The 21,284-nt window shown below is 70.3% G+C and carries 21 protein-coding genes; 8 read left to right on the top strand and 13 right to left on the bottom strand.

What is annotated here, in order from left to right; all coding sequences use genetic code 11:
* Positions 1 to 4 precede the first annotated feature (4 nt).
* Together ACODT0_RS39335 and ACODT0_RS39330 are read right to left on the bottom strand one after the other, a co-directional pair.
* Positions 5 to 1,114 (bottom strand): BMP family ABC transporter substrate-binding protein, encoded by a 1,110-nt coding sequence (locus ACODT0_RS39335; RefSeq protein WP_422096187.1) that lies wholly within the window; start codon positions 1,112 to 1,114, stop codon positions 5 to 7.
* A 73-nt stretch (positions 1,115 to 1,187) separates the two neighbouring features.
* Entirely contained in the window at positions 1,188 to 1,580 is a 393-nt protein-coding gene (locus ACODT0_RS39330; protein ID WP_057591963.1) for a carboxymuconolactone decarboxylase family protein, read from the bottom strand.
* Positions 1,581 to 1,727: 147 nt separating this feature from the next.
* On the opposite strand from ACODT0_RS39330, the gene ACODT0_RS39325 reads away from it, so the two are divergent.
* Positions 1,728 to 2,954, top strand: a complete 1,227-nt coding sequence (locus ACODT0_RS39325; RefSeq protein WP_489043799.1) for an MFS transporter — start codon at positions 1,728 to 1,730, stop codon at positions 2,952 to 2,954.
* Between the two features lie 150 nt (positions 2,955 to 3,104).
* On the opposite strand, the gene ACODT0_RS39320 is transcribed toward ACODT0_RS39325, so the two are convergent.
* The 3 genes from ACODT0_RS39320 to ACODT0_RS39310 form a co-directional block, all read right to left on the bottom strand.
* Positions 3,105 to 5,660: a penicillin acylase family protein gene (locus ACODT0_RS39320; protein WP_489043798.1), complete on the bottom strand. Its 2,556-nt coding sequence runs from the start codon at positions 5,658 to 5,660 to the stop codon at positions 3,105 to 3,107.
* A gap of 131 nt (positions 5,661 to 5,791) precedes the next feature.
* On the bottom strand, positions 5,792 to 6,607 hold the full coding sequence (locus ACODT0_RS39315; protein WP_261210819.1) for a helix-turn-helix domain-containing protein: 816 nt from the start codon (positions 6,605 to 6,607) through the stop codon (positions 5,792 to 5,794).
* A gap of 114 nt (positions 6,608 to 6,721) precedes the next feature.
* On the bottom strand, positions 6,722 to 7,672 hold the full coding sequence (locus ACODT0_RS39310) for a LysR substrate-binding domain-containing protein (RefSeq protein ID WP_489043797.1): 951 nt from the start codon (positions 7,670 to 7,672) through the stop codon (positions 6,722 to 6,724).
* An 84-nt stretch (positions 7,673 to 7,756) separates the two neighbouring features.
* On the opposite strand from ACODT0_RS39310, the gene ACODT0_RS39305 reads away from it, so the two are divergent.
* Positions 7,757 to 9,076: an MFS transporter gene (locus tag ACODT0_RS39305; RefSeq protein WP_489043796.1), complete on the top strand. Its 1,320-nt coding sequence runs from the start codon at positions 7,757 to 7,759 to the stop codon at positions 9,074 to 9,076.
* On the opposite strand, the gene ACODT0_RS39300 is transcribed toward ACODT0_RS39305, so the two are convergent.
* Positions 9,031 to 10,101, bottom strand: a complete 1,071-nt coding sequence (locus ACODT0_RS39300) for an adenosine deaminase (protein ID WP_489043795.1) — start codon at positions 10,099 to 10,101, stop codon at positions 9,031 to 9,033. The two genes, ACODT0_RS39305 and ACODT0_RS39300, sit on opposite strands and share 46 nt — an antisense overlap.
* 95 nt (positions 10,102 to 10,196) lie before the next feature.
* Positions 10,197 to 11,021 carry an IclR family transcriptional regulator gene (locus tag ACODT0_RS39295; RefSeq protein ID WP_093340419.1) on the bottom strand — a complete coding sequence of 275 codons (825 nt, stop codon included), beginning with the start codon at positions 11,019 to 11,021 and terminating at the stop codon, positions 10,197 to 10,199.
* 170 nt (positions 11,022 to 11,191) lie between these two features.
* On the opposite strand from ACODT0_RS39295, the gene ACODT0_RS39290 reads away from it, so the two are divergent.
* The 6 genes from ACODT0_RS39290 (at position 11,192) to ACODT0_RS39265 (ending at position 15,508) form a co-directional block, all read left to right on the top strand.
* Positions 11,192 to 11,971, top strand: coding sequence for an ABC transporter substrate-binding protein (locus ACODT0_RS39290; RefSeq protein WP_057591976.1), 780 nt, complete (start codon positions 11,192 to 11,194; stop codon positions 11,969 to 11,971).
* A gap of 14 nt (positions 11,972 to 11,985) precedes the next feature.
* Complete coding sequence (gene ehuD / locus ACODT0_RS39285; protein WP_057591978.1) at positions 11,986 to 12,654, top strand: ectoine/hydroxyectoine ABC transporter permease subunit EhuD; 669 nt, start codon at positions 11,986 to 11,988, stop codon at positions 12,652 to 12,654.
* Positions 12,651 to 13,397, top strand: a complete 747-nt coding sequence (locus ACODT0_RS39280; RefSeq protein ID WP_422096182.1) for an amino acid ABC transporter ATP-binding protein — start codon at positions 12,651 to 12,653, stop codon at positions 13,395 to 13,397. Before ehuD ends, ACODT0_RS39280 begins: the two co-directional genes overlap by 4 nt.
* Positions 13,394 to 14,686 carry an NAD(P)/FAD-dependent oxidoreductase gene (locus ACODT0_RS39275; RefSeq protein WP_489043794.1) on the top strand — a complete coding sequence of 431 codons (1,293 nt, stop codon included), beginning with the start codon at positions 13,394 to 13,396 and terminating at the stop codon, positions 14,684 to 14,686. The genes ACODT0_RS39280 and ACODT0_RS39275 overlap by 4 nt, the downstream gene beginning before the upstream one ends.
* A gap of 13 nt (positions 14,687 to 14,699) precedes the next feature.
* A complete protein-coding gene (locus ACODT0_RS39270) occupies positions 14,700 to 15,038 on the top strand; it encodes a hypothetical protein (protein WP_489043793.1) in 339 nt (112 codons plus the stop codon).
* Between the two features lie 65 nt (positions 15,039 to 15,103).
* Entirely contained in the window at positions 15,104 to 15,508 is a 405-nt protein-coding gene (locus ACODT0_RS39265; RefSeq protein WP_057591984.1) for a nuclear transport factor 2 family protein, read from the top strand.
* A 4-nt stretch (positions 15,509 to 15,512) separates the two neighbouring features.
* On the opposite strand, the gene ACODT0_RS39260 is transcribed toward ACODT0_RS39265, so the two are convergent.
* From ACODT0_RS39260 to ACODT0_RS39235, 6 genes are all read right to left on the bottom strand, one after another.
* Positions 15,513 to 16,430, bottom strand: coding sequence for a protein NO VEIN domain-containing protein (locus tag ACODT0_RS39260; RefSeq protein WP_413762645.1), 918 nt, complete (start codon positions 16,428 to 16,430; stop codon positions 15,513 to 15,515).
* Positions 16,431 to 16,518: 88 nt separating this feature from the next.
* Positions 16,519 to 17,709: a glycoside hydrolase 100 family protein gene (locus ACODT0_RS39255; protein WP_489043792.1), complete on the bottom strand. Its 1,191-nt coding sequence runs from the start codon at positions 17,707 to 17,709 to the stop codon at positions 16,519 to 16,521.
* The gene (locus ACODT0_RS39250) at positions 17,706 to 18,428 is read right to left on the bottom strand and encodes a hypothetical protein (RefSeq protein ID WP_489043791.1); all 723 of its coding nucleotides are present in this window, start codon (positions 18,426 to 18,428) and stop codon (positions 17,706 to 17,708) included. Before ACODT0_RS39250 ends, ACODT0_RS39255 begins: the two co-directional genes overlap by 4 nt.
* Positions 18,429 to 18,566: 138 nt before the next feature.
* Positions 18,567 to 18,959 carry a hypothetical protein gene (locus ACODT0_RS39245; RefSeq protein WP_489043790.1) on the bottom strand — a complete coding sequence of 131 codons (393 nt, stop codon included), beginning with the start codon at positions 18,957 to 18,959 and terminating at the stop codon, positions 18,567 to 18,569.
* A gap of 76 nt (positions 18,960 to 19,035) precedes the next feature.
* On the bottom strand, positions 19,036 to 20,208 hold the full coding sequence (locus ACODT0_RS39240; RefSeq protein ID WP_057591996.1) for a BMP family ABC transporter substrate-binding protein: 1,173 nt from the start codon (positions 20,206 to 20,208) through the stop codon (positions 19,036 to 19,038).
* Between the two features lie 50 nt (positions 20,209 to 20,258).
* Complete coding sequence (locus ACODT0_RS39235; protein WP_057591998.1) at positions 20,259 to 21,179, bottom strand: ABC transporter permease; 921 nt, start codon at positions 21,177 to 21,179, stop codon at positions 20,259 to 20,261.
* Positions 21,180 to 21,284: the final 105 nt, after the last annotated feature.

Raw genomic sequence — 21,284 nt, 5'->3', positions numbered from 1 at the left:
CCGCTCAGCGCGCGATCCGCCCCTGCACGCCCTCGGCCAGCCAGTTCATCCGCAGGATCTGCTCGTCGGACAGCTGGCTGCCCTTGGCGATGACGGTGCGGCCCTCGTTGTCGCGCACCTCGGCCGCCACGGCGCGGAACGGCTGCAGCCGGCCGGCCGCGATGTCCTGCTGGCGCGCCAGCACCTCCTGCTGCACGGCCTGGGGCACCCTGGTGCCGAAATCGCCGACCCGGATCATTCCTTCCTTCACGCCGCCCCAGAGGTTGGCGCTCTTCCAGCTGCCGTCGAGCACCGCGCGGGCGCGCTGCGTGTAGTAGCCGCCCCACTGGTGCGTGACCGCGACCACCTGGGCGTCGGGCGCGATCCTGCGCATGTCGGAGTGGTAGGCGATCGCCAGCTTGCCGCGCTCCTGCGCGGCCGCCATCACCGCGGTCGAGCCGGTGTGGAAGGCGATCACGTCCACCGACTGGTTGAACAGGGTCATGGCCGCGTCGCGCTCCTTCGGCGGATCGAACCACTCATCGAGCCAGACCACGCGCACGGTCGCCTTCGGGTTCACCGAGCGCATGCCGAGCGTGAAGGCGTTGATGCCCTGCAGCACCTCGGGGATCGGGAAGCCCGCCACATAGCCCGCGACGTTGCTCTTCGTCATGCGCCCGGCCGCCACGCCGGCCAGGTAGCGGCCCTCGTAGTAGCGCGCGTTGGCGGTCGCCACGTTGGGCGCGGTCTTGTAGCCGGTGATCGACTCGAACTTCACCTCGGGGAAGTCGCGCGCCACCTTGAGCGTGGGCTCCATGTAGCCGAAGCTCGGCGTGAAGATCAGCCGGTGGCCCTGCTGCGCGAGGTCGCGGATCACGCGCTCGGCATCGGCGCCCTCGGCCACGTTCTCGACATAGGTGGTCTTGACGCGGGCGCCGAGCGCCGCTTCCACGGCCTTGCGGCCCTCGTCGTGCTGGCGCACCCAGCCGGCCTCGGTCAGCGGCGTGACGTAGACGAAGCCGATCTTCAGCGGCGGCGCGGGTTGGGGTTGGGAGTGGGCCCGGGAGTGGGCGGACAACAGAAAACAGGCGGTCAGCCACGCCACCAAGGCGCGGCCCGCGAGGTTTTTGTACATGGTGTTCCTCTACATGGCCCCGGAAAAAGAAATCCCCGCGCCGGCCGGGACGCCCGGCGCAGGGGCGGGCATTCTACTTGTCGAAGGCCGGGTCGACCGGCACCCGGTAGCCATTGACCAGCCGGTTGGTCTCGTTGGCCATGCCGACCACGGCCATCAGCTCGGCGAACATCGCCGGCGTCATGCCGGCCTTCTCGGCGCCCGCGTGGTGGCTCGCGATGCAGTAGTTGCAGCCGTTGCTGACGCTCACGGCCAGGTAGACCATCTCCTTGACCACCGGGTCGAGCGCGCCGGGCGCCATCACCTCCTTGAGGCTGGACCAGGTGCGCCGCAAGGTGGCGGGGTCGTTCGCGAGGTACTTCCAGAAGTTGTTGACGTCGGGCACGTTGCGCGTGGCCTTGATGTCGTCGAACACGGCGCGGACCTCGTCCGGGGCGTTCGCGTATTCGATGGGCTGGGGTTTCATGCGGTGTTCTCCTGGGTGTCTGTGGCCGGACGCCCATTAGAGCGAAAGCCGCGCGGCCGCGCCGCCAGCCGTGCACAGCCGCGATGGCTGCCGCCGCCAATCGGCAGGCGCCGGCGCGCGCGGGCGGCGGGACAATCCCGCCACCCCATGACGACCGACGCACAGCCCTCCTCCACCGCCGCGTTCACGCATTCCACCCACTGGCGACGCAACCTGGTCGTCTGCATGTTCGGCTCCTTCACCACCATCGTGGCGATGACGCTGCTGCTGCCCTTCCTGCCGCTGTACGTGGAGCAGCTCGGCGTGAAGGACCATGCGGCGATCGTGCAGTGGTCGGGCGCGGCCTATGGCGCGACCTTCCTCAGCGCGGCGCTGGTGGCGCCGCTGTGGGGCTGGCTGGCCGACCGCTACGGGCGCAAGCCGATGCTGATCCGCGCCAGCCTCGGCATGGCGGTGGCGATGGCGCTGATCGGCGTGGCCGGCAACGTCTGGCAGCTGGTCGGGCTGCGGCTGCTCGCGGGCCTGCTCGGCGGCTATGCCTCGGGCTCGATGGTGCTGGTCGCCACGCAGACGCCCAAGGACCGCACCGGCTGGGCACTGGGCACGATGTCCTCGGCGATCATGGCCGGCAACCTCGTGGGGCCGCTGGTCGGCGGCGCGCTGCCGCCGCTGATCGGCATCCGCGCCACCTTCTTCGCGGCCGGCGCGATCATCTTCGTGGCCTTCCTCGCCACGGCCTTCCTGATCCGCGAGGAGAAGAAACCGCGCGCCGCCACGGCCAAGGGTGGCGACGCCGGCGCCGGCTGGGCCGCGGTGCCCGACAAGGGACCGCTGGTCGCGATGCTGTTCACCGGCATGCTGCTGATGCTCGCCAACATGTCGATCGAGCCGATCATCACGGTCTACGTGGCGACGCTGGTCGAGGACCCGGACCGCGTGACCATGATGGCCGGCTTCGTGATGTCGGCCGCCGCGCTCGGCAGCATCCTGTCGGCCTCGCGGCTGGGCAAGCTGGCCGACCGGGTGGGCCACTGGAACGTGATCGTGGGCTGCCTCGCGGTGTCGGCGCTGCTGCTGATCCCGCAGGCCCTCGTGACCTCGGGCTGGCAGCTCGTGGTGCTGCGCTTCCTGATGGGGCTGTCGCTCGGCGGCCTCCTGCCTTGCATCGCGAGCGTGATCCGCCACAACGTGCCCGAGCGCGTGGCCGGCAACATGCTCGGCTATTCGACCTCGGCCCAGTACACGGGCCAGGTCGCGGGGCCGCTGCTCGGCGGCTTCGTGGGCGGCCACATCGGCATGCGCGCGGTGTTCCTCGGCACCTGCGTGCTGATGGCGGCGGGCGCGGCGTGGAACTGGGCCGCCAAGCGGCGCTGAGCGAGTGGCGATCGCGCGCCCATAAAAAAACCGAGGCGGGGCTTTGGGGCCCGCACCTCGGCAACGCAGTGAAGGTTGGGAGCGGGCCCGTTCGCCGAAGTTCAACCTTTCGTGGCTGTTCCGACGAACGGCGTTCCGCGCCTCACTCGCTCATTCGCTGATCGAACTGGTCTTCAGCGCCGCATCGCCCTGGATCTCGGCTTCGGAGAACGGCACCTTGAGCCACTGCCCGGCGCTGTAGGCACGGGTGTAGTCGGCGTTGTGCGCCGAGGCCGGGTCGTCCGACAGCGAGAAGGTCAGGAAGGTATGGGCTTCCACGCCGCCGGCCGGGAAACGCACGATCTGCATGTAGCTGTTGCCGTTCGGGTCGTTGTCCATGGTGTAGCCGCCCTTGTCGAGCCGGTTGTCCGAGCAGGCAATGGTGAAGTAACCCGGGCCGCCGCAGCCGCCGTACAGCGGGATCTTCTGGCCGCCGCGGGTGGCGAACAGCACGTCGCCGCGCTTGGCATCGGCCGCGAAACCGCTGGCCTGCACCCGCACCGCCGCGGCACCGAGGGCTTCGCGCAGCGCGACGGCGGCGCTGCTCTTGAGGTCGCGCGGCGTGTGGATCGGATCGGCCGGATCGAAGGGCACGTCGTAGAGCGTGGCGGCCGGCAGCAGCGAAGCACGGTTCCAGAACTCGTCCCAGACGTGCGCGCCGCGCGAGGCCACGGTGCCGGTGTTGTCCCAGGCACGCAGCGCGGCGCAGGCGGCACTGACGTCCACCGTCGGTCCGATCGCGTCGCCGGTCGCCGGGTCCTTCGACACCGACACCGTCGGGCCGGTGCACACCATCGCCAGCGCCTGGTCCTTGAACAGCTCGGCCGTCAGCGCGCGGCTGTTGAGCACCATGCGCTTGACCGTGTCGGCGGTCGCGCCCTTGGCGCCGTAGGCGTCGCCGCCGTCGATGCGTCCCTGCGCCAGCAGGTTGCCCATGCGGGTGCGGAAGCTCACGGGGCTGGTGCCGGCCGGGCCCATGATCGGCGGATAGCCGGTCATCGGCGCCTTCGGGTTGGCGAGCCAGTAGCTGTCGTTCATGTTGGCCACGTAGTCGTCGCGCTGCAGGTTCGGCAGGCGCGAGGCACCGATCACGCCCTTTTGCGGCGAGTCGGCGTCGGTCTGCCAGTCGCAGGCGCTGCGCGAGCCGTCGAACACCGGCACGCGCGCGAGCGAGGCCACGCCGGCATTGAGCATCTGGCCGGTGGGCGTGGTGCAGTCGGTCATCTGCGCGGGCGACACGTTCGGGATCGCGCCGATGTCGGCATACCAGGCCTTGGCCGCGCCACGGCCCACGGCCACGGTGTTGACCCAGGGGATCGCGACCTCCTCCTTCTGGATCGCGATGAACTCGTCGAGCGACTTGGCCGTGTTCCAGCGGTGCCAGTTGCGGAACAGCCGGAAGTTGTCGGCGTTGATGTCGCGGATCGCGTAGGCCGTGGTCTGGCTCCAGGCCAGCGCCGGACTGAGCGCGCCGAGGTTGATCAGCGGACCGTATTCCGACTTGTAGAGGGTGCGCGTGACCGGCACCACGCCACCGCCGTCCTGCTTCACCTGCACGGTGATGTTCGCGGCCTTCATCTTCACCGCGGCGCCGTCGCGCATGTAGCTGGTGGGGTCGCCCGAGGCGAGCTTGAGCTCGAAGAAGCCGAAGCGGGTGGCGGTCGAGACCGTGTGGCTCCAGGCGACGTCGTTGTTGAAGCCGATCAGGATCACCGGGATGCCGAGGAAGGAGGTGCCGCTGATGTTCACCTGGCCCGGGATCGTGAGCTGCGCCTGATAGAAGCGGTCGGGACCGCGCCAGTACCAGTGCGGGTTGCCGAACAGCAGCGGGCTGTCGCCGCCGGTGGCGCCCGTGCCGAAGCCGATCATGTTGCTGCCCACGCCCTCGTGGCCGCCGACCTGGAGTTCGGGCATGCGCACCGCGGCGAGGCGGGTGGCCGGCTCGCTCTTCGCGGCCTCGCGCCGGGCCATGGTGACCGAGGCGGCCGGCGCGGTGGCGCCCGCGATGTTCGGCAGGAAGTTGCTGAGCCCGGCCGCGAAGTTGGCCGCGTACATGCGGCGGAAGATGTCCTCGCGCGTGACCGGCTGCACCCAGGCCTCGTTGCGGCAGGCTGCGTTGGCGCCGGCGCTGCCGCCGGCCTTGATCTCGCGCACGTAGCGGTTGTAGCCCGCGGCGAAGCCCTCGACCAGCTTGATCAGCGTGTCGGGCTGCTGCTTGAGCATGGTCGCCACCACGTCGTCCGAGATCACGTGCTTGTGGAAGAAGTCGGAGTCGATGTTCTTCGGCCGGCCGATGGTGCTGCTGAACGGGATCTGCGCGTCGGCGCCGAAGTAGCGCGAGCGCTCGCCGCGGTAGGTGAGGAAGGAGTTGGCCATGGTGCACAGGTCGTCCTGCGCCTGCGCATAGCCGTAGCCGTAGCCCGCGCCGGCCCAGTTGTCCGCCTTGATGTGCGGCACGCCCATCGCGGTGCGGCGGATCTCGGCCTTGTAGGTGGCGTTCTCGGCCGGCGGCGGGCTGATCGGTCCGATCGGGAAGAAGCCGCCGCCGCCTCCACCGCCTCCACCGCCGCCGCAGGCGACCAGCAGCGTGGCCGCCGCGGCCAGCGAGGTGGCCGTGAATGCGAGGGCGAGCGGCCGCCTCCGGCCGCGCGGATTGTCTTGTCTCATGTCGGATGTCTCCTGTGAATGCTCTGGTGATGCTCTCTTGATGGAGCCTTGCCAGCTTAGGCAGCGCACCGGCCGCTGGCTTGAACGAAGCCGCTGTATTGCACCCGCGCGGGCGCCGCTTCAGCAGGCGCTCAGGAATGCATCGGGAGCGCGCCGTGGCCCCAGGCCTGCGAGGCCTGCTCGTCGGCCTTGACCTCGACCTTGCCCGCGAGGAACGAGGGCGCGAGGCCGAAGTAGCTCTTGAAGGTGCGGCTCATGTGGGCCGCGTCGGTGAAGCCGCTGGTCAGCGCGACGTCGGTCAGCGGGCGCTGGCCGGTGAACTGCTGCACCGTGCGCCGCACCTTGGTCCACAGCGCATAGCGCTTGATCGACACGCCCACCTGCTGCGCGAACAGGTGGGTGAGCCGGTCGGGCGAGAGGCAGGCCACGGCCGACAGCTCGCGCAGCGACACCGCGCCCGCGCGGTGGCGGATCGCGTCGAGCACGCGCTCGATGCGCGGATCGTTGGGCGTGCGGCGCTCGGGGCTGCCGGTGATGGTCTCCACCAGGCCGCGGCTCAGCGCCTGCAGCGCGGCATCGTCGAGCACGCCGGCCTGCGCGGGCTCGAAGCCCTCGCGCAGGCGGCCGAAGCGGCGCGCATCGAACACCTGGATGCCGTGCCCGCCGAGCTGGCGCGAGAGCATGCGGTAGGCGCCCGAGGCCGGATCGATGTTGAGCGACAACAACCCGCAACCCTCGACCGCGAGCCGGCGCGCCACGTGCGGCGCCACCACGGCGGCGGTGCAGTACGTGCGCGTGCCGTCGGCCGCCTCGAGCATGAACGGATGCCCGCTCACCGAGGCCAGCACCGTGGCCGAGGAGCGCGCGGTCAGGCCCGACTGGATCGCCGGTGTGATGTAGAGGAACCTGTCGTCCCACAGGTGCAGGAAGTTCTTCGGGATGGTCATGGACCCGCTTGTCTCGTCTCTTGTCTTCTGCGCCCCATTCTGGGGCGATCAACGCGCAGGCGATATGAGGCATTGCCCTCACTGGGCCGAAGGACGGTCGGTCCGACCCCGGGCTCAGTGCAGCACGCTCCCCTCGCCCTGCACATGCTCGCGCACCGCCTCCAGCAGCAGGGTGCCCAGCCGCGCGGCCGGCGCTTCCGCCTGCGCCTGCGCGCGGTAGAGCGACAGCGACATCTGCGGCAGCGCGGGCAAGCCGAGCAGCGTGCGGTCGATGGCCCGCACCTGGCGCGGCAGGCCGAAGGGCGTGCGCACCGAGAGGCCGAGGCCGGCCGAACTCGCGGCCCACAGCGCGGCCAGGCTGCTGCTCGCGAAGGCATGGCGCCAGGGCACGCCCGCGCGATCGAGGGCGTCGGTGACGATGGCGCGCAGCGGACAGGGCGCGTCGAGCAGCACCAGCGGCAGCGGCTCCCGCGTCTTGCGCGCGCCCGCCGCGCCGCGCTCGCGCTCCTTCCACCAGGGGGCATCGCACATCGCCGCGTCGACCGGGCCGATCCACTGCAGCGGCAGCCGCGCCACGCGCTGCGCATGCGCGGAGATCGGCTGCTCGCCCGCGTCCCAGGCCAGCGCGAGGTCGAGCTTGCCGAGCTCGAGCCGCTCGCGCAGGTCGCCGCTGCGCGCCACGCAGGCCTCGATGCGCACCTTGGGATGGGCGCGCGCGAAGCGGCCCAGCACCGCGGGCAGCAGCGTCTCGCCGAAGTCCTCCTGCAGCCCGAGCCGCACCCAGCCCTCGAGGTCGACGCCGCGCATCGCGGCGCCCGCCTCCTCGTTGAGCGCCAGCAGCCGGTGCGCGTAGGCCAGCAGGGTCTCGCCCGCGTCGGTCAGCTCCAGCCCGCGGCCGGCCTTGCGGAACAGCACCGTGCCGGCCTGCGACTCGAGCTTCTTGAGCTGGGCGCTGACCGCCGAGGTCGAGCGGCCCAGCCGGTCGGCCGCGCGCGCATAGCTGCCGAGCGCCACGCCGGTCGAGAAGCTGCGCAGCACGTCGAGATCGAACATCACCTGGGACATCGCAACCATCCTGTTTTTTCGAACGATGCGACGATTATTTTCTGATTTTCAAAACCTTCGCAAGCGCGGAGACTGCGGCCGCATATGACCCATTCCGCACCTTCCCCCTCCCCGCTCCCGCCGCGCCACCGCTGGAAAGTGCTGAGCGCGGGCGTCGCGGCCAACGCCGCCTTCTCGGTCGCCTTCAGCGGCATCCCGATGACCGCCGTGCTGATGCGCTCGGGCTACCAGCTCGACAACGCCACGCTCGGCCTGGTGCTCGGCCTCATGGGCCTGGGCATCGCGGTCAGCGAGCTGCCGTGGGGCCTGCTGACCGACCGCTGGGGCGACCGCCCGGTGCTCTTGCTGGGCCTGGGCGCCACCGCGCTCGCGCTGGCGGCGATGGCGCTGTGGGCCGCGCCCGCGGCCGGCCACGTCCCGGGCCTGGGCCTGCTCGGCGGCGGGCTGCTGCTGGTCGGGCTGCTCGGCGGCAGCGTCAACGGCGCCAGCGGCCGCGCGGTGATGACCTGGTTCGCGGCCGGCGAGCGCGGCCTCGCGATGAGCATCCGCCAGACCGCCGTGCCGCTGGGCGGCGCCGTCGGCGCGCTGGTGCTGCCGTGGCTGGCGCTGCACCTCGGCTTCGCGGCGCTCTACGGCGTGCTCGCGCTGCTGTGCGCGCTCAGCGCCTGGATGGCCTGGGCCTGGGTGCACGAGCCGCCGCCCGAGCGCGCCGCACGGCCCTCGGCCGCGCCGGCCGCTTCGGGCACCGGCCCGCTGCGCGATGCGCGCGTGTGGCGCATCGTCGCGGGCATCGGCATCCTTTGCGCGCCGCAGTTCGCGGTGCTGTCCTTCGGCACGGTGTTCCTGCACGACTTCGGCCATGCGGGCCTGGCGACCATCACCGCCGCCATGGTCACGCTGCAGGCCGGCGCGATGGCGATGCGCGTGTGGAGCGGGCGCTGGACCGACCGGCGCGGCAACCGGCCGGCCTACCTGCGCGCCTGCGCCAGCCTCAGCGTGGCGCTGTTCGCGCTGCTCGCGCTGCTGGTGTTCTGCACCGGCGCGCAGTTGGCCGCCGAATCGCAGGCGCTGCGCATCGCGCTGGTGGTGCTGCTGGGCGTGAGCGGCATCTGCGTCTCGGCCTGGCACGGCGTGGCCTACACCGAGCTCGCCACGCTGGCCGGCGCCGCGCGCGCCGGCACGGCGCTGGGCATGGCGAACACCAGCGTGTTCCTGGTCTGCTTCCTCACGCCGTTCTCGATCCCGCACCTGATGGCGGCGCAGGGCTGGCCGCTGGTGTGGCTCGCGGCGGCCGGTTGCGCGCTGGTCGCGGTGCCGCTGCTGGCGCCGCGCGCGCCTTCGACCTCCGCCGGAGCCTGTCAGGCGCCGAAGTCGGCGAAGACGGCGTTGAGCCGCTCCACGTAGGCGCGCTTGGCGGCCTCGTCGATGAAGCTGCCCTCGAAGCTGTTGGCCGCGAGCTGCCAGGCGTGGCGCGCGCCCAGGCCGGTGGCCTCGAAGGTCTGCGTGAAGTTCTGGTTCATGTAGCCGCCGAAGTAGGCCGGGTCGTCGGAGTTCACCGTGGCGACCAGGCCCGCGTCGAGCAGGGTGCCGAGGTTGTGCTGCGCGAGGTCGGGGAACACGCACAGCTTGAGGTTCGACAGCGGGCACACGGTCAGCGGGATGCGGTCCTGCGCCAGCCGCTGCATCAGCGCCGGGTCCTTCGCGCTCTGCACGCCGTGATCGACGCGCTCCACCTTGAGCACGTCGAGCGCGCTCCACACGTATTCGGGCGGGCCTTCCTCGCCCGCATGGGCCACGAGGTGCAGGCCCAGCTCGCGGCAGCGCGCGAACACGCGCGCGAACTTCTCGGGCGGATGGCCGACCTCGCTCGAGTCGAGCCCCACGCCGATGAACTTGTCGCGATGCGGCAGCGCCTGCTCCAGGGTCTCGAAGGCCTCCTCCTCGCTCAGGTGGCGCAGGAAGCACAGGATCAGCGAGGCGCTCACGCCCAGCTTCGATTTCGCCTCGACGCAGGCGCGGTGCAGGCCGTCGACCACGGTCTGCATCGCCACGCCGCGCGCGGTGTGGGTCTGCGGGTCGAAGAACATCTCGGTGTGGACCACGTGGTCGGCCGCGGCGCGCTCGAGGTAGGCCCAGGCCATGTCGTAGAAGTCCTGCTCCTCGAGCAGCACGCTCGCGCCCGCGTAGTAGATGTCGAGGAAGCTCTGCAGGTTGGTGAAGGCGTAGGCCTGGCGCAGCTCCTCGACGCTGGCGTAGGGAATCGCCACGCCGTTGCGCTGCGCGAGCGCGAAGATCAGCTCGGGCTCGAGCGAGCCCTCGATGTGCATGTGCAGCTCGGCCTTGGGCATGGCGCGCAGCAATTCGGGCAGGCGCCCGGCGGGAATGGCGTCGAAGCGCAGGTGGTCGGCGGCGGGACGGAAGTCGGTCATGGTGGGGTCTGGCGCATGGGGGGCGCCGTGGGGCATTGCGTTCGCGCGAGCATAAAGGCTGCCCGCGGCCGCGCAATGCGCGAAACCGTATGGCCTCAATCGAGGCTGCGCGCCGAGCTCGTGAGCGAGCGCGCGCACAAGAGCAAGGTGGGCGCCAGCTTGCGCACCGCCTCCTCCAGCGTCCAGCGGCTGGTGGGCGCGACCACGTGCACCGAGGCCACCGGCCGGCCCTGGCTGCCGAGCACCGGCGCGGCGATGGTCATGTCGCCGAGGAACAGCTCCTCGGCATTGGTCGCGAAGCCCTGCAGCCGTGCCTGGCGCAAGGTGGCCAGGATCGCCTCGACCTCGGTCAGCGTGTGGGTGGTGTGGGCCACCCGGTCCGAGGCCTCGATCAGCGCGCGCGCCTCGTCCTCGGGCAGCGCGCTCAGGAAGGCGCGGCCCGAGGCGGTGCAGTACATCGGGATGCGGCTGCCGATCGGCATGTGCACCGGCACGAACTGCGCGCTCACGAAGCGCGCCACGTAGACCATGTCCAGCCCGTCGGGCTCGGTGAGGCAGGAGGTCTCGGTCGTCACCTTGGTGAGTTCCGACAGGTAGGGATTCGCCACGTCGATCAGCGCATTGGCCGCGAGGTAGTTGAAGCCGATCTCCATCACGCGCGGCGTGAGCTGGTAGCGCCGCGTCTTCGGATGCTTGCGCAGGTAGCCGAGCTTCTCGAGCGTGAAGACCATGCGCTGGGCCGAGCTCTTGGTGATGTCGGTGGCCGCGGCCACGTCGGCCAGCGTCATGGTGCGCCGCCGCGCGCTGAAGGCGCGCAGCACGGCCAGCCCCTTCTCGAGCGACTGGTTGAAGAGAAGGCTCTGGCTGTCCTCGGGCGCCGCGTCGTCGGCGGTCCCGGTGGGGGCGGTCGTGGGGTCCATAGCGTCGAAGTATAGCTAGGGCCCGTCAAAATATCGAATATCGATACAACCAATTCGACTAGTGGTTTTCATTTATTGATTAAAGAGTCAATCGAATCGATTATTGGCATGCATGTTGCGTTGACCCTGCTTCCTTCCTTTCTCTGTCTCTTGTCCTGAGGAGTGCTTCCATGAATCGCATCGTTCGCCACCTCCGCCCGCTGCGCCGCCTCGCGCTCGGCCTCTGCATCGCCGGCGCCGCCTCGTTCGCGGCGGCCCAGGGCGCGGCCCCGGCCAGCTTCAACGTGGGCGCCACCGCCACCGGCGTGCCCTTCACCTTCCTCGACGTGAAGAGCAACAGCATCCAGGGAATGATGGTCGACACCGTCACCGCGGTCGGCAAGGCCGGCGGCTTCACGGTCAACGTGCAGCAGACCGTGTTCTCGGCGCTGATTCCCTCGCTCACGGCGCGCAAGATCGACATCGTCTCGGCCGCCATGCTCAAGACGCCCGCGCGCCAGGAGGTGGTCGACTTCAGCGACCCGGTCTATTCGTACGGCGAGGGCCTGATCGTCAAGGCCGACGACACCCGCGCCTACGCCACGCTCGACGAACTCAAGGGCGAGGTGGTGGGCGCGCAGGTCGGCACCGTGTTCCTCGACATGCTCAACAAGAAGGGCATCTTCAAGGAGGTGCGCAGCTACGACTCGGTGGCCGACATGACGCGCGACCTCTCGCTCGGCCGCATCAAGGCCGGCCTCGGCGACCAGCCCATCATGGCCTACCAGATCCGGCAGAACACCTTCCCGGGCGTGAAGCTGGTCGACAGCTACAAGCCGGTGAACGTGGGCGACGTCTGCCTGGTGGTGCGCAAGGGCGACACCGAGACGCTGGCGCGGCTGAACAAGGCCATCGCCGCGATCAAGGCCGACGGCACGCTGGCGAAGATCGTCCAGAAATGGGGCATCTGAGCGCGCGCTGAGCCATGGCCTCCTCGTTCCTCCAACACGCGCAGGACTTCCTGCCGATCCTGCTGCAGGGCGCGGTGGTCACGGTGCAGGTCACCGTGCTGTCGTTCCTGCTGAGCAGCGTGCTCGGCCTCGCGCTGGCGCTGATGAAGCTGTCGCCGGTGCGCGCCGTCTCGTGGACCGGCGCGGTGATCGTCAACGTGATCCGCGGGCTGCCGATCATCGTGCAGCTGTTCTACATCTACTTCGTGCTGCCCGAGTTCGGCGTGCAGCTCACGGCCTTCCAGGCCGGCGTGATCGGGCTGGGCATCGCCTACTCGGCCTACCAGGCCGAGAACTTCCGCGCCGGCATCGAGGCCGTCGACCCGGGCCAGCGCGAGGCCGCGCAGGCCATGGGCATGCGCTCGGCGCTGATCATGCGGCGCGTGATCCTGCCGCAGGCCTTCCGCATCGCGCTGCCGCCCTACGGCAACACGCTGGTGATGATGCTCAAGGACTCCTCGCTGGTCTCGACCATCACGGTGGCCGAGATGACGCGCGCGGGCCAGCTGATCGCCTCCTCCACCTTCCAGAACATGACGGTCTACACGCTGGTCGCGCTGCTCTACCTCCTGATGAGCCTGCCGCTGGTCTGGGGCCTGCGCCGGCTCGAGGCGCGCTTCGGCGCCGGAAGGAGGAAGCCATGATCCACGTCGAAGGCCTGGAGAAGCGCTTCGGCGCGCACCGCGTGCTGCAGGGCGTGAGCCTGCGCGTGGACAAGGGCGAGGTGGTGTGCCTGATCGGCCCCTCGGGTTCGGGCAAGTCGACGGTGCTGCGCTGCATCAACGGCCTCGAGTCGTACGAGGGCGGCGAGGTGCGCGCCTTCGGCGAGCGCGTGGACCGGAACTCACCCGCCATCCACCGGCTGCGCAGCCGCATGGGCATGGTGTTCCAGCGCTTCAACCTGTTCCCGCACCGCACCGTGATCGAGAACGTGATGGAGGGCCCGGTGCACGTGCTGCGCCAGAACCCGGCGCAGGCGCGCGAGGAGGCGCTCGTGCTGCTCGCCAAGGTCGGGCTGGCCGAGAAGGCGCAGGCCTGGCCGGCGCAGCTCTCGGGCGGCCAGCAGCAGCGCGTGGCGATCGCGCGCGCGCTCGCGATGAAGCCCGAGGCCATGCTGTTCGACGAGCCCACCTCGGCGCTCGATCCCGAGCTCGTGGGCGACGTGCTCGGCGTGATGCGCGCGCTGGCCGACGAGGGCATGACCATGATCGTGGTCACGCACGAGATGGGCTTCGCGCGCGAGGTGGCCGACCGCGTGTGCTTCCTGCACAGCGGCAGCATCGTCGAGGAGGGCCCGGCCGCGCAGGTGCTGGGCGCGCCGCGCCAGGCGCGCACGCAGGACTTCCTGCGCCGCGTGCTGCATCCGTCGGCGGAGGTGCGCGCGTGAGCATCGCCACATCGCCATCGACACTGCCTCCTTCGCTGTGGGCAGCCACCGCGCCGCCCGCGCCGTCGACGCCACCGTTGGCCGGCGCGCAGCGCGCCGATGTGCTGATCGTCGGCGCCGGTTTCACGGGCCTGTCGGCCGCGCTGCACCTGGCCGAGGCCGGCGCGAAGGTCTGCGTGCTCGAGGCGCACGAGCCGGGCTGGGGCGCCTCGGGGCGCAACGGCGGCCAGGTCAATCCCACGCTCAAGCACGATCCCGACGAGCTGGTGCGGCTCTACGGCGCCGCGCGCGCCGAGCCGCTGATCGACGCGGTCTCGCGCTCGGCCGACCTGGTGTTCGAGCTGATCGAACGCCACGGCATCGACTGCCAGCCGGTGCGCAAGGGCTGGCTGCAGGTGGCCTACTCGCCCAAGCACATCGCCGCCATGCATGCGCGCGCCGAGCAATGGGCGCGGCGCGGCGCCGCCACGCAGATGCTCGACCGCAACGAGGTCGCGGCGCGCCTGGGGACGGACGCCTTCGCGGGCGGCTGGCTCGACGGCCGCGCGGGTGGCATCCAGCCGCTGGCCTACACGCGCGGGCTGGTGCGCGCCGCGCAGGCGGCGGGCGCGTCGGTGCACGGGGGCAGCACGGTCACCGCGCTCGAACGCCGCGGTACGCAGTGGCACGCGACCACGGCCAGCGGCGCGAGCGTGGTCGCGGACCAGGTGCTGATCGCGACCAACGGCTACACCGGCGGCCTGTGGCCCGGCCTCTCCAGCACGGTGCTCGCGGCCAACAGCTTCATCGTGGCCACCGAGCCGCTGCAGGGCGCGGCCGCGCACGCCATCCTGCCGGGCGGCGAGACCGCCTCGACCTCGCAGCGCCTCTTGCTGTACTTCCGCAAGGACGCGCAGGGCCGGCTGCTGATGGGCGGGCGCGGCCACTTCGCCGATCCGGCGGGGCCGGCCGACTTCGCGCATCTCGAGCGCTCGCTCGCCCTGCTGTATCCGCAGCTGGGCCCGCTGCGCTACCAGTACCGCTGGGCCGGCCGCATCGCCGTCACGCGCGACTTCATGCCGCATGTGCACACGCCCGCGCCGGGCCTCACGATCGCGCTGGGCTACAACGGGCGCGGCATCGCGCTGGCCACCAGCATGGGCCGGCACGTGGCGGCGCGGCTGCTGCAGCCGGGCGCGGATTTCCCGTACCCGGTGACGCCGCTCCAGCCGATACCGCTGCATGGACTGCAGCGCTTCTACATCGCGGCCGGCGTGGCCTGGTACAGCCTGCTCGATCGATTCGCTTGATAAGCTGGGCCGCATGCACACCCTGATCGGCATCGCGGCGTATCTCCTGATCGGCATCGCCGTGGCGCCGCTGCTGCTGCTCGGGCTCTATGTGCTGGCCGACCGGCTCGGGCTCAAGGTAGCCGACCGCATGCTGTCGCTGACGGCGCGGCTGCTCCAGGTGCAGTGGCTCAGTGGCGGTGTGGTCAATATCGTCGGCGGCCTGCTCATCGCCGCGCTCGGGATCTGGGCCGCGCTGTCCCTGGAGCCGTCGTGGCATCGGCTGGCCGGCCTGCTGCTGGTGCCCTTCGGGCTCTGGCGGGCCTATCGGGGCGTGGCCGTGTTCAGGGCGCTCTCGAGCGTCGACCAATAGCACACGCAAGGCGGCCAGCCGATACCATGGCGTGCTCCATCCATCCACAGCATCGGACACACGACATGGCGATCGACACGCTTTCCACCTGGCACCAGCTCGTGAAGACGCACGACGCGGCGGGGCTCGACATCCTGCTCGACGAGAACGCCGTCTTCCATTCGCCGGTGGTGCACAAGCCGCAGGTCGGCAAGGAGATCACGCGCCGCTACCTGGCCGCGGCCTTCGAGGTCTTCTTCAACCCGAGCTTCCGCTACGTGCGCGAAGTGAAGGCCGAGCGCGACGCGGTTCTCGAGTTCGAGGTGGAGCTCGACGGCATCGTGGTCAACGGCGTCGACATGATCCGCTGGAACGACGCCGGCAAGATCACCGAGTTCAAGGTGATGCTGCGCCCGCTCAAGGCCGTGAACCTGATCCACCAGAAGATGGCGGCGCAGCTGCAGGCCGCGCAGCAGCAGCCCCGGGCCTAACGGATCAGAGCGGCTCGAAGCCGGGCGCCTGCGTCATCTCGGTGGGCTTGTAGATCTTGTGCGCGGCCGTGGTGGTCGCCACGTCGGACACCACCAGCAGGCGCCACAGCGGCTCGCCGACCGAGCTCAGCTGCTCCTCGCGCGTGAGGCGGAAGGTCGGGAAGCCCGAGGCCGTGCCCTTGACCGTGACCTTGAGCAGGGTCGCGCCCTTCGCGTTCGACACCACGATGTCGTAGCCGGTCTTCTGGCTGCGCACGTCCTCGGCGTTGTAGCCGTAGCCCTTGAAGTGGCGCATCACGTAGTCCATGGCGGCCTCCTGCACGGCCTCGGCCGAGCCCAGCTTCGCCGCGCCGTCGGCACCGGCCGCGGCCTCGTCGGGCACGTTGCCCTTGGCGCGGGCGGCCTGGATCGCGGCCTCGTCGGGCACCCAGCCGCGCGGACCGCGCACCAGCACCGCGAACTTGCGCTCGGGTTCCCAGCTCGCGACGTGCCATTCGGCGTCGTCGCGCACGCGCGTGGAGACCTTGGCGCTGCGGTTGGTCTCGATCTCGCCGATGGCGATGCGGTTGGTCTGCACCACGGCGCGGAAATCCTGGCCGGCGTCGAAGGTGCGCTTGAGCAGCGCGAGGCGGTCGGCGGCGCGCTGCGACTGGAACGCGGTGCGCGGGCCGCCGCCGGGGCGGAACTGCACGTCGAGCGACTCGAGGCAGAACCAGCGCCCGCCCTCGCCGAGGTTGACGTACTCGCCCCAGATGGTGGCGATCACGTTGTCGCCGGTGGCGAGCCAGGCGTGGTCCGAGGCCTTCTCGCGCGCGTCGAACACACCCATCTTGGCGACGATGTCGACCGGCGTGAGCCGGGGGCCGGAGAGACGCATCTCATCGATGACGGCGAGTACTTTGGGGTCGACTTCCTTGTCCATGCGGGGGTCTTGTGCGAGAGGCAGATTGGAGATTGCGGGGGGTGGCGAGTATGCCGCAACCGGAAGCCGGCCGCCCTCGAGCGCCCCCTCACCAGGCCGTGGCGACGCCCTCGAGCGCGCGCCGCGCCAGCAGGAAGGTGGCGGCATTCCAGCTCTGGCCCGCCATGCCCATCGGCGCCAGCGTGCGGCCATGGAACCACTCGGTGAAGCGCCAGCCGTCGAGCTCGTTGGCCCGCGCCAGCTTCGCGAGCTCGGCCCGGCCCTCGGCCTCGAGCCCCAGCTTCGCGAGCGCCATGGCCCAGAAGCCGCCCACGAAGGGCCAGATGCCGCCGTTGTGGTACTGGTGCACCAGGTTCTGCCGGTGCCGGCCCATGTAGGCGCGCCACAGATCGTGCTGCGGCGACAGCGGATGCAGCACCACGCGCACCGGGTAGGGATCGCTCGCGCGCGCGCCCTCGATGGTGTTGACGATGCGGTGCGCCATCGCCTCGTCGGCCAGCCCGGCCTGGATCGCCAGCACATTGCCGAACACATCGCCCTCGTCGCCCACCACTGCGAGGTTGACGAAGCTCAGGTACAGCCCCGGATCGCGCCGGCCGCGCCGTGCGTAGTGCTGCAGCAGCCGCGCGCGGTGGTATTCGGGCAGGTCGCGCTGGAACGGGTTGAACAGGTGGTTGAAGTGGTGCCGGGTCTCGTCGGCCTGCGCGATCGCGAAGCGGCGCTTGACGTCGAACCACAGCGCGTTGGTGTAGAGCACGTAGCCCGAGCGCGGCATGATGTCGGCCCAGTCGCTGGCCTCGTTCTGCTGCAGCAGCCGGAAGTGCTGGTGCTCCTGCGCCAGCAGCCAGCCGATCGCGCGCTGCACGCCATCGGCCCAGTGCGTGGCGCCCACCTTGCCGTGGCGGCGCACGTGGTCCACCGCGATCAGCCACCAGAGCGTGGCGTCGATGCAGCCCAGATACCAGAAGTCGGCGTCCTGGCCCTCGGGGTCGACGTACTTCGGGATCTGCCCGTTGGCCGCCTGCTGCGCCGCGAGCGCGTCGAGGCTCGCGACCGCGCCCTGCTCGAGCGCCGGCACGCCGCTGCCGCACATCGCCATCACGCAGATCGCCGCGTCGCGTCCGAAGATGCGCGTGTAGCGCCGCGCCACCGCGGCCTCGGTGCGGCTCGCGGCCAGGATGCCGTGCGGCGTGAGGTTGGCTTCGAGCAGCGCGAGCGAGGCCTGGGTGCAGGCGTCGACGAGCGCGAGGGAGGAGGTGTCGAGCGTCGTATCGGTCATGGGTCGGTGCGTTCGCTGGAGATCGTGGCTTCGGCCTCGGCCGCGCCATGGTGCAGGCCCACGCCGGCCCCGAGGCCCGCGCCCATGCCACCGCCGCCCATGCCGCCGCCTCCGCCCTTGCCACCACCACCGGCATTGCCGCCGCCACCGCCCGCGCGTTCGCCACGCGTGGCCGTGCCCTTGAGCCGCAGCGGCCCCTGCTTCGGAATGCCGAGCGTCGGCGGCACCGGATCGAGGTCGAGCACCGCGCGGATGAAGGTGCGCAGCGAGACCACGAGTTCGGCCGTCTCCACGCTGCGGCCCGCGACCATGTCGGCGGCGGCCTTCGCGGCCAGCCGCACCTGCTCCTCGGTACCGAGCAGGATCACGTCGGACAGCGCGGTCTCGACCGCGTCGCGGATACGGCGGCGCCGGTCCGAGGCAGGCAGTCCGCCGTCGGCGCCGCCTTCGGCCTCGGCCTGCAGGCCGCGCGTGCGCAGTTCGCGCAGATGGCTGGGGTCGACCGCGAGCTCGCCGGTGAACGACCCGCCGAGCACCTTGTAGGCCGCGATCAGCGTCTTGAGCCGCTCGTTGATCTGCCGGTTCTGGCGCTCGCGCCGCTGCTGCACGCTGAGCATCACGACGATGCGGATGCCGACCGCGACCAGCGACACGAGCACCAGGCCGAGCAGGGTCGAGAGCAGGCCTTGCCAGGATGTGAAGTCGAGTGAGTTGCGCATCGGGAAGCCGTGGCGTTCTGAAGAAAAGGCCCGCATCGCGCGCGGGCCGTGCGTCGGCTCACAGTATCCACAGGTGGGTGGCGCCCGGCTGTAGGTCGCGGCGCACGATGCGGCCCGCCCGAAAAAGCAGGCCGTCCCTCAGGGACACACCAGCTCCGTCTTCGCCACCGCGCACAGCCGCGCCTTCTCGGCCTCGGTCAGCGCCGGCCCCTTGACCATCCCGTCGAGCATCAGCACCGCGGGATAGAGCCGCCGGTCGCGCGGGTTCTTGCGGTAGGCCTGCATCACGCGTTGCTGGCTTTCGTCCTTGCAGACCTTGGCCATCTCCCGCTTCACCTCGCGGTCGCGCGCCGAGCCGTCGCCGCCGAATTCGCCGGCGAAGTGGAAGCACATCGCGGCATCCTCGACGGCCTGGCGCAGCGGCTGCTCGTCCTTCGAGAAACGCGGCGGCGCCCCGGCGGCCGCGGCGGCGGGCAGCGAGACCAGCGCCGCGAAGACGGCGGCAACGAAGGGGCGAAGACTGCTCAGCATCGAACGGATCCTCCATGAAAAAAGGCCGCCCCGAAGGCGGCCTTGCCTGCATCGCGACGCGAAGCAGCCTGCTTGTTTACTTCTTGTCGCCGCCCGGCACCTTGCCTTCGACGCCCTTGACGTAGAAGTTGATGCCGGTCAGGAACTTGTCGTCGGCGACCGCGTCCTTGGCGACCACTTCCTTGCCGTCCTGACCGAGGATCGGGCCCTTCCAGATCGAGAAGCTGCCGTCCTTCAGGCCCTTCTTGACTTCGTCGACCTTGGCCTTGGCTTCGGCCGGCACGTCCTCGGCGATCGACACGAGGTCGATGGCGCCTTCCTTGACGCCCCACCAGGCCTGGCCGGTGGCCCACTTGCCGTCGAGCGCGTCCTGCGTGGCCTTGATGTAGTACGGCGCCCAGTTGATGGTGGCCGAGCCCAGGTGGGCCTTGGGACCGTAGGCGGTCATGTCGGAGTCCCAGCCGAAGGCGCGCTTGCCCTTTTCCTGCGCGGTCTTGAGCACGGCCGGCGAGTCGGTGTTCTGGAACAGGATGTCGGCGCCGCCGTTGATGAGGGCGGTGGCGGCCTCGGTTTCCTTCGGCGGGCTGAACCACTCGTTGACCCACACGACCTTGGTCGTGATCTTCGGGTTGACCGACTGGGCGCCGAGCGTGAAGCTGTTGATGTTGCGCAGCACCTCGGGGATCGGCACCGAGCCGACGACGCCGAGCGTGTTCGACTTGGTCATGGCGCCCGCGATGATGCCGGCCATGTACGCACCTTCGTAGGTGCGGCTGTCGTAGGTGCGCATGTTCTCGGCGGTCTTGTAGCCGGTGGCATGCTCGAACTTGACGTCCTTGCTGTCGTTGGCCACCTTGAGCATGGGCTCCATGTAGCCGAAGGTGGTGCCGAAGATCAGCTTGTTGCCCTGGCCGACCATGTCGCGGAACACGCGCTCGGCGTCGGCGCCCTCGGGCACGCTTTCCACGAAGGTGGTCTTGATCTTGTCGCCGAATTCCTTCTCGAGCGCCTTGCGGCCGTTGTCGTGCGCGAAGGTCCAGCCGCCGTCGCCCACGGGTCCGATGTATGCGAATGCGATGTTGAGCGGCGCTGCCGGAGCCGGCGCTGCGGCGGCGGGTGCCGGAGCCGGTGCGGGCGCGGCGGCCGGTGCTGCCGCTTCTTCTTTCTTGCCGCAGCCGATCAAGGCTGCCGAAGCGACCGCCGTGAGGGCGGCGAGCTTGAGCAGGGAGCGCTTGTTCAGATCATTCATTGTCGGAAATCCTCAAAAAGGACGGGTTGGCGGAAAAACGAAAACCGCGATTATGAGCCGGGGTAGAACGGTTTCCCGATCGAAGCCGGCATGTTGACGCGAATGAATGCGGGGTTGCGCGAGATCAGGGCCAGCACCACGATGGGCGCGATGTACTGCAGCATGCTGAGGAACTGCGAGGGCACGTCGACGCCGCTGCTCTGCAGGTGGAAGCCCAGCATCGAGACGCCGCCGAACAGGTAGGCGCCCAGCAGCACGCGCATCGGCCGCCAGGTGGCGAAGGTGGTGAGCGCCAGCGCGATCCAGCCGCGGCCCGCGACCATGCCCTCGACCCACAGCGGGGTGTAGACGGTCGAGAGATACGCGCCCGAAAGGCCGCACAGCGCCCCGCCCGCGATCACGGCCATGAGGCGGATGCGCCGCACCGGATAGCCCAGCGCATGCGCCGATTCGGGCGACTCGCCGACCGAGCGCAGCACGAGGCCGGCGCGCGTGCGGTAGAGAAACCAGATCAGGCCCACGGTCAGCAGCACGGCGACGTAGACCATCGGGTGATGGCGGAACAGCGCCGGGCCGAGCAGCGGAATGTCGGCCAGCACGGGAATCGCATAGCTCGCGCTCTCGGGCAGCTTGGCCTGCACGAAGTTGATGCCGGCGAAGGCCGAGAAGCCGACGCCGAACAGGCTCAGCGCGAGGCCGGTGGCGTACTGGTTGGTGTTGAGCCAGATGACGAGCACGCCGAAGAAGGCGGCCAGCAAGGCCCCGGCGGCCATGCCGGCGAGCAGGCCGAGCCAGGGGTTGTGGGTGGTCACCACGGTGGCGAAACCGGCGATGGCGGCGCACAGCATCATGCCCTCGGCGCCGAGGTTGACGATGCCGGCCTTCTCGTTGATGAGGAGGCCGAGCGCGGCGATGGCCAGGACGGTGCCGGCGCTCAGGGTGGAGCCGAGCAGGAGTGCGTAGCTGTCCATTTTTTTAGTGGCTCTCGTTGCTTGGGTTGCTCGGGGTGCAGAGGGGACGGTCGGGGCGCGTGCACAGGACAGCGGGTACTTCCCTCCGCGAATGTCCCCCGCCTT

The sequence above is a fragment of the Variovorax sp. FG153 genome (genome assembly GCF_057809595.1).
The sequence above is the reverse complement of the archived record's forward strand: the minus strand, read 5'-3'. Positions and strand labels throughout refer to the sequence as shown.

Excerpts from the sequence above, each read along its gene's own strand:
- ACODT0_RS39250 (WP_489043791.1), bottom strand. The coding sequence starts at position 18,428 with ATGCGCAACTCACTCGACTTCACATCCTGGCAAGGCCTGCTCTCGACC.
- ACODT0_RS39320 (WP_489043798.1), bottom strand. The coding sequence starts at position 5,660 with ATGAGACAAGACAATCCGCGCGGCCGGAGGCGGCCGCTCGCCCTCGCA.
- ACODT0_RS39310 (WP_489043797.1), bottom strand. The coding sequence starts at position 7,672 with ATGTCCCAGGTGATGTTCGATCTCGACGTGCTGCGCAGCTTCTCGACC.
- ACODT0_RS39265 (WP_057591984.1), top strand. The coding sequence starts at position 15,104 with ATGGCGATCGACACGCTTTCCACCTGGCACCAGCTCGTGAAGACGCAC.
- ACODT0_RS39280 (WP_422096182.1), top strand. The coding sequence starts at position 12,651 with ATGATCCACGTCGAAGGCCTGGAGAAGCGCTTCGGCGCGCACCGCGTG.
- ACODT0_RS39260 (WP_413762645.1), bottom strand. The coding sequence starts at position 16,430 with ATGGACAAGGAAGTCGACCCCAAAGTACTCGCCGTCATCGATGAGATG.
- ehuD (WP_057591978.1), top strand. The coding sequence starts at position 11,986 with ATGGCCTCCTCGTTCCTCCAACACGCGCAGGACTTCCTGCCGATCCTG.
- ACODT0_RS39305 (WP_489043796.1), top strand. The coding sequence starts at position 7,757 with ATGACCCATTCCGCACCTTCCCCCTCCCCGCTCCCGCCGCGCCACCGC.
- ACODT0_RS39330 (WP_057591963.1), bottom strand. The coding sequence starts at position 1,580 with ATGAAACCCCAGCCCATCGAATACGCGAACGCCCCGGACGAGGTCCGC.
- ACODT0_RS39300 (WP_489043795.1), bottom strand. The coding sequence starts at position 10,101 with ATGACCGACTTCCGTCCCGCCGCCGACCACCTGCGCTTCGACGCCATT.
- ACODT0_RS39255 (WP_489043792.1), bottom strand. The coding sequence starts at position 17,709 with ATGACCGATACGACGCTCGACACCTCCTCCCTCGCGCTCGTCGACGCC.
- ACODT0_RS39335 (WP_422096187.1), bottom strand. The coding sequence starts at position 1,114 with ATGTACAAAAACCTCGCGGGCCGCGCCTTGGTGGCGTGGCTGACCGCC.
- ACODT0_RS39245 (WP_489043790.1), bottom strand. The coding sequence starts at position 18,959 with ATGCTGAGCAGTCTTCGCCCCTTCGTTGCCGCCGTCTTCGCGGCGCTG.
- ACODT0_RS39235 (WP_057591998.1), bottom strand. The coding sequence starts at position 21,179 with ATGGACAGCTACGCACTCCTGCTCGGCTCCACCCTGAGCGCCGGCACC.
- ACODT0_RS39295 (WP_093340419.1), bottom strand. The coding sequence starts at position 11,021 with ATGGACCCCACGACCGCCCCCACCGGGACCGCCGACGACGCGGCGCCC.
- ACODT0_RS39325 (WP_489043799.1), top strand. The coding sequence starts at position 1,728 with ATGACGACCGACGCACAGCCCTCCTCCACCGCCGCGTTCACGCATTCC.
- ACODT0_RS39240 (WP_057591996.1), bottom strand. The coding sequence starts at position 20,208 with ATGAATGATCTGAACAAGCGCTCCCTGCTCAAGCTCGCCGCCCTCACG.
- ACODT0_RS39290 (WP_057591976.1), top strand. The coding sequence starts at position 11,192 with ATGAATCGCATCGTTCGCCACCTCCGCCCGCTGCGCCGCCTCGCGCTC.
- ACODT0_RS39315 (WP_261210819.1), bottom strand. The coding sequence starts at position 6,607 with ATGACCATCCCGAAGAACTTCCTGCACCTGTGGGACGACAGGTTCCTC.
- ACODT0_RS39270 (WP_489043793.1), top strand. The coding sequence starts at position 14,700 with ATGCACACCCTGATCGGCATCGCGGCGTATCTCCTGATCGGCATCGCC.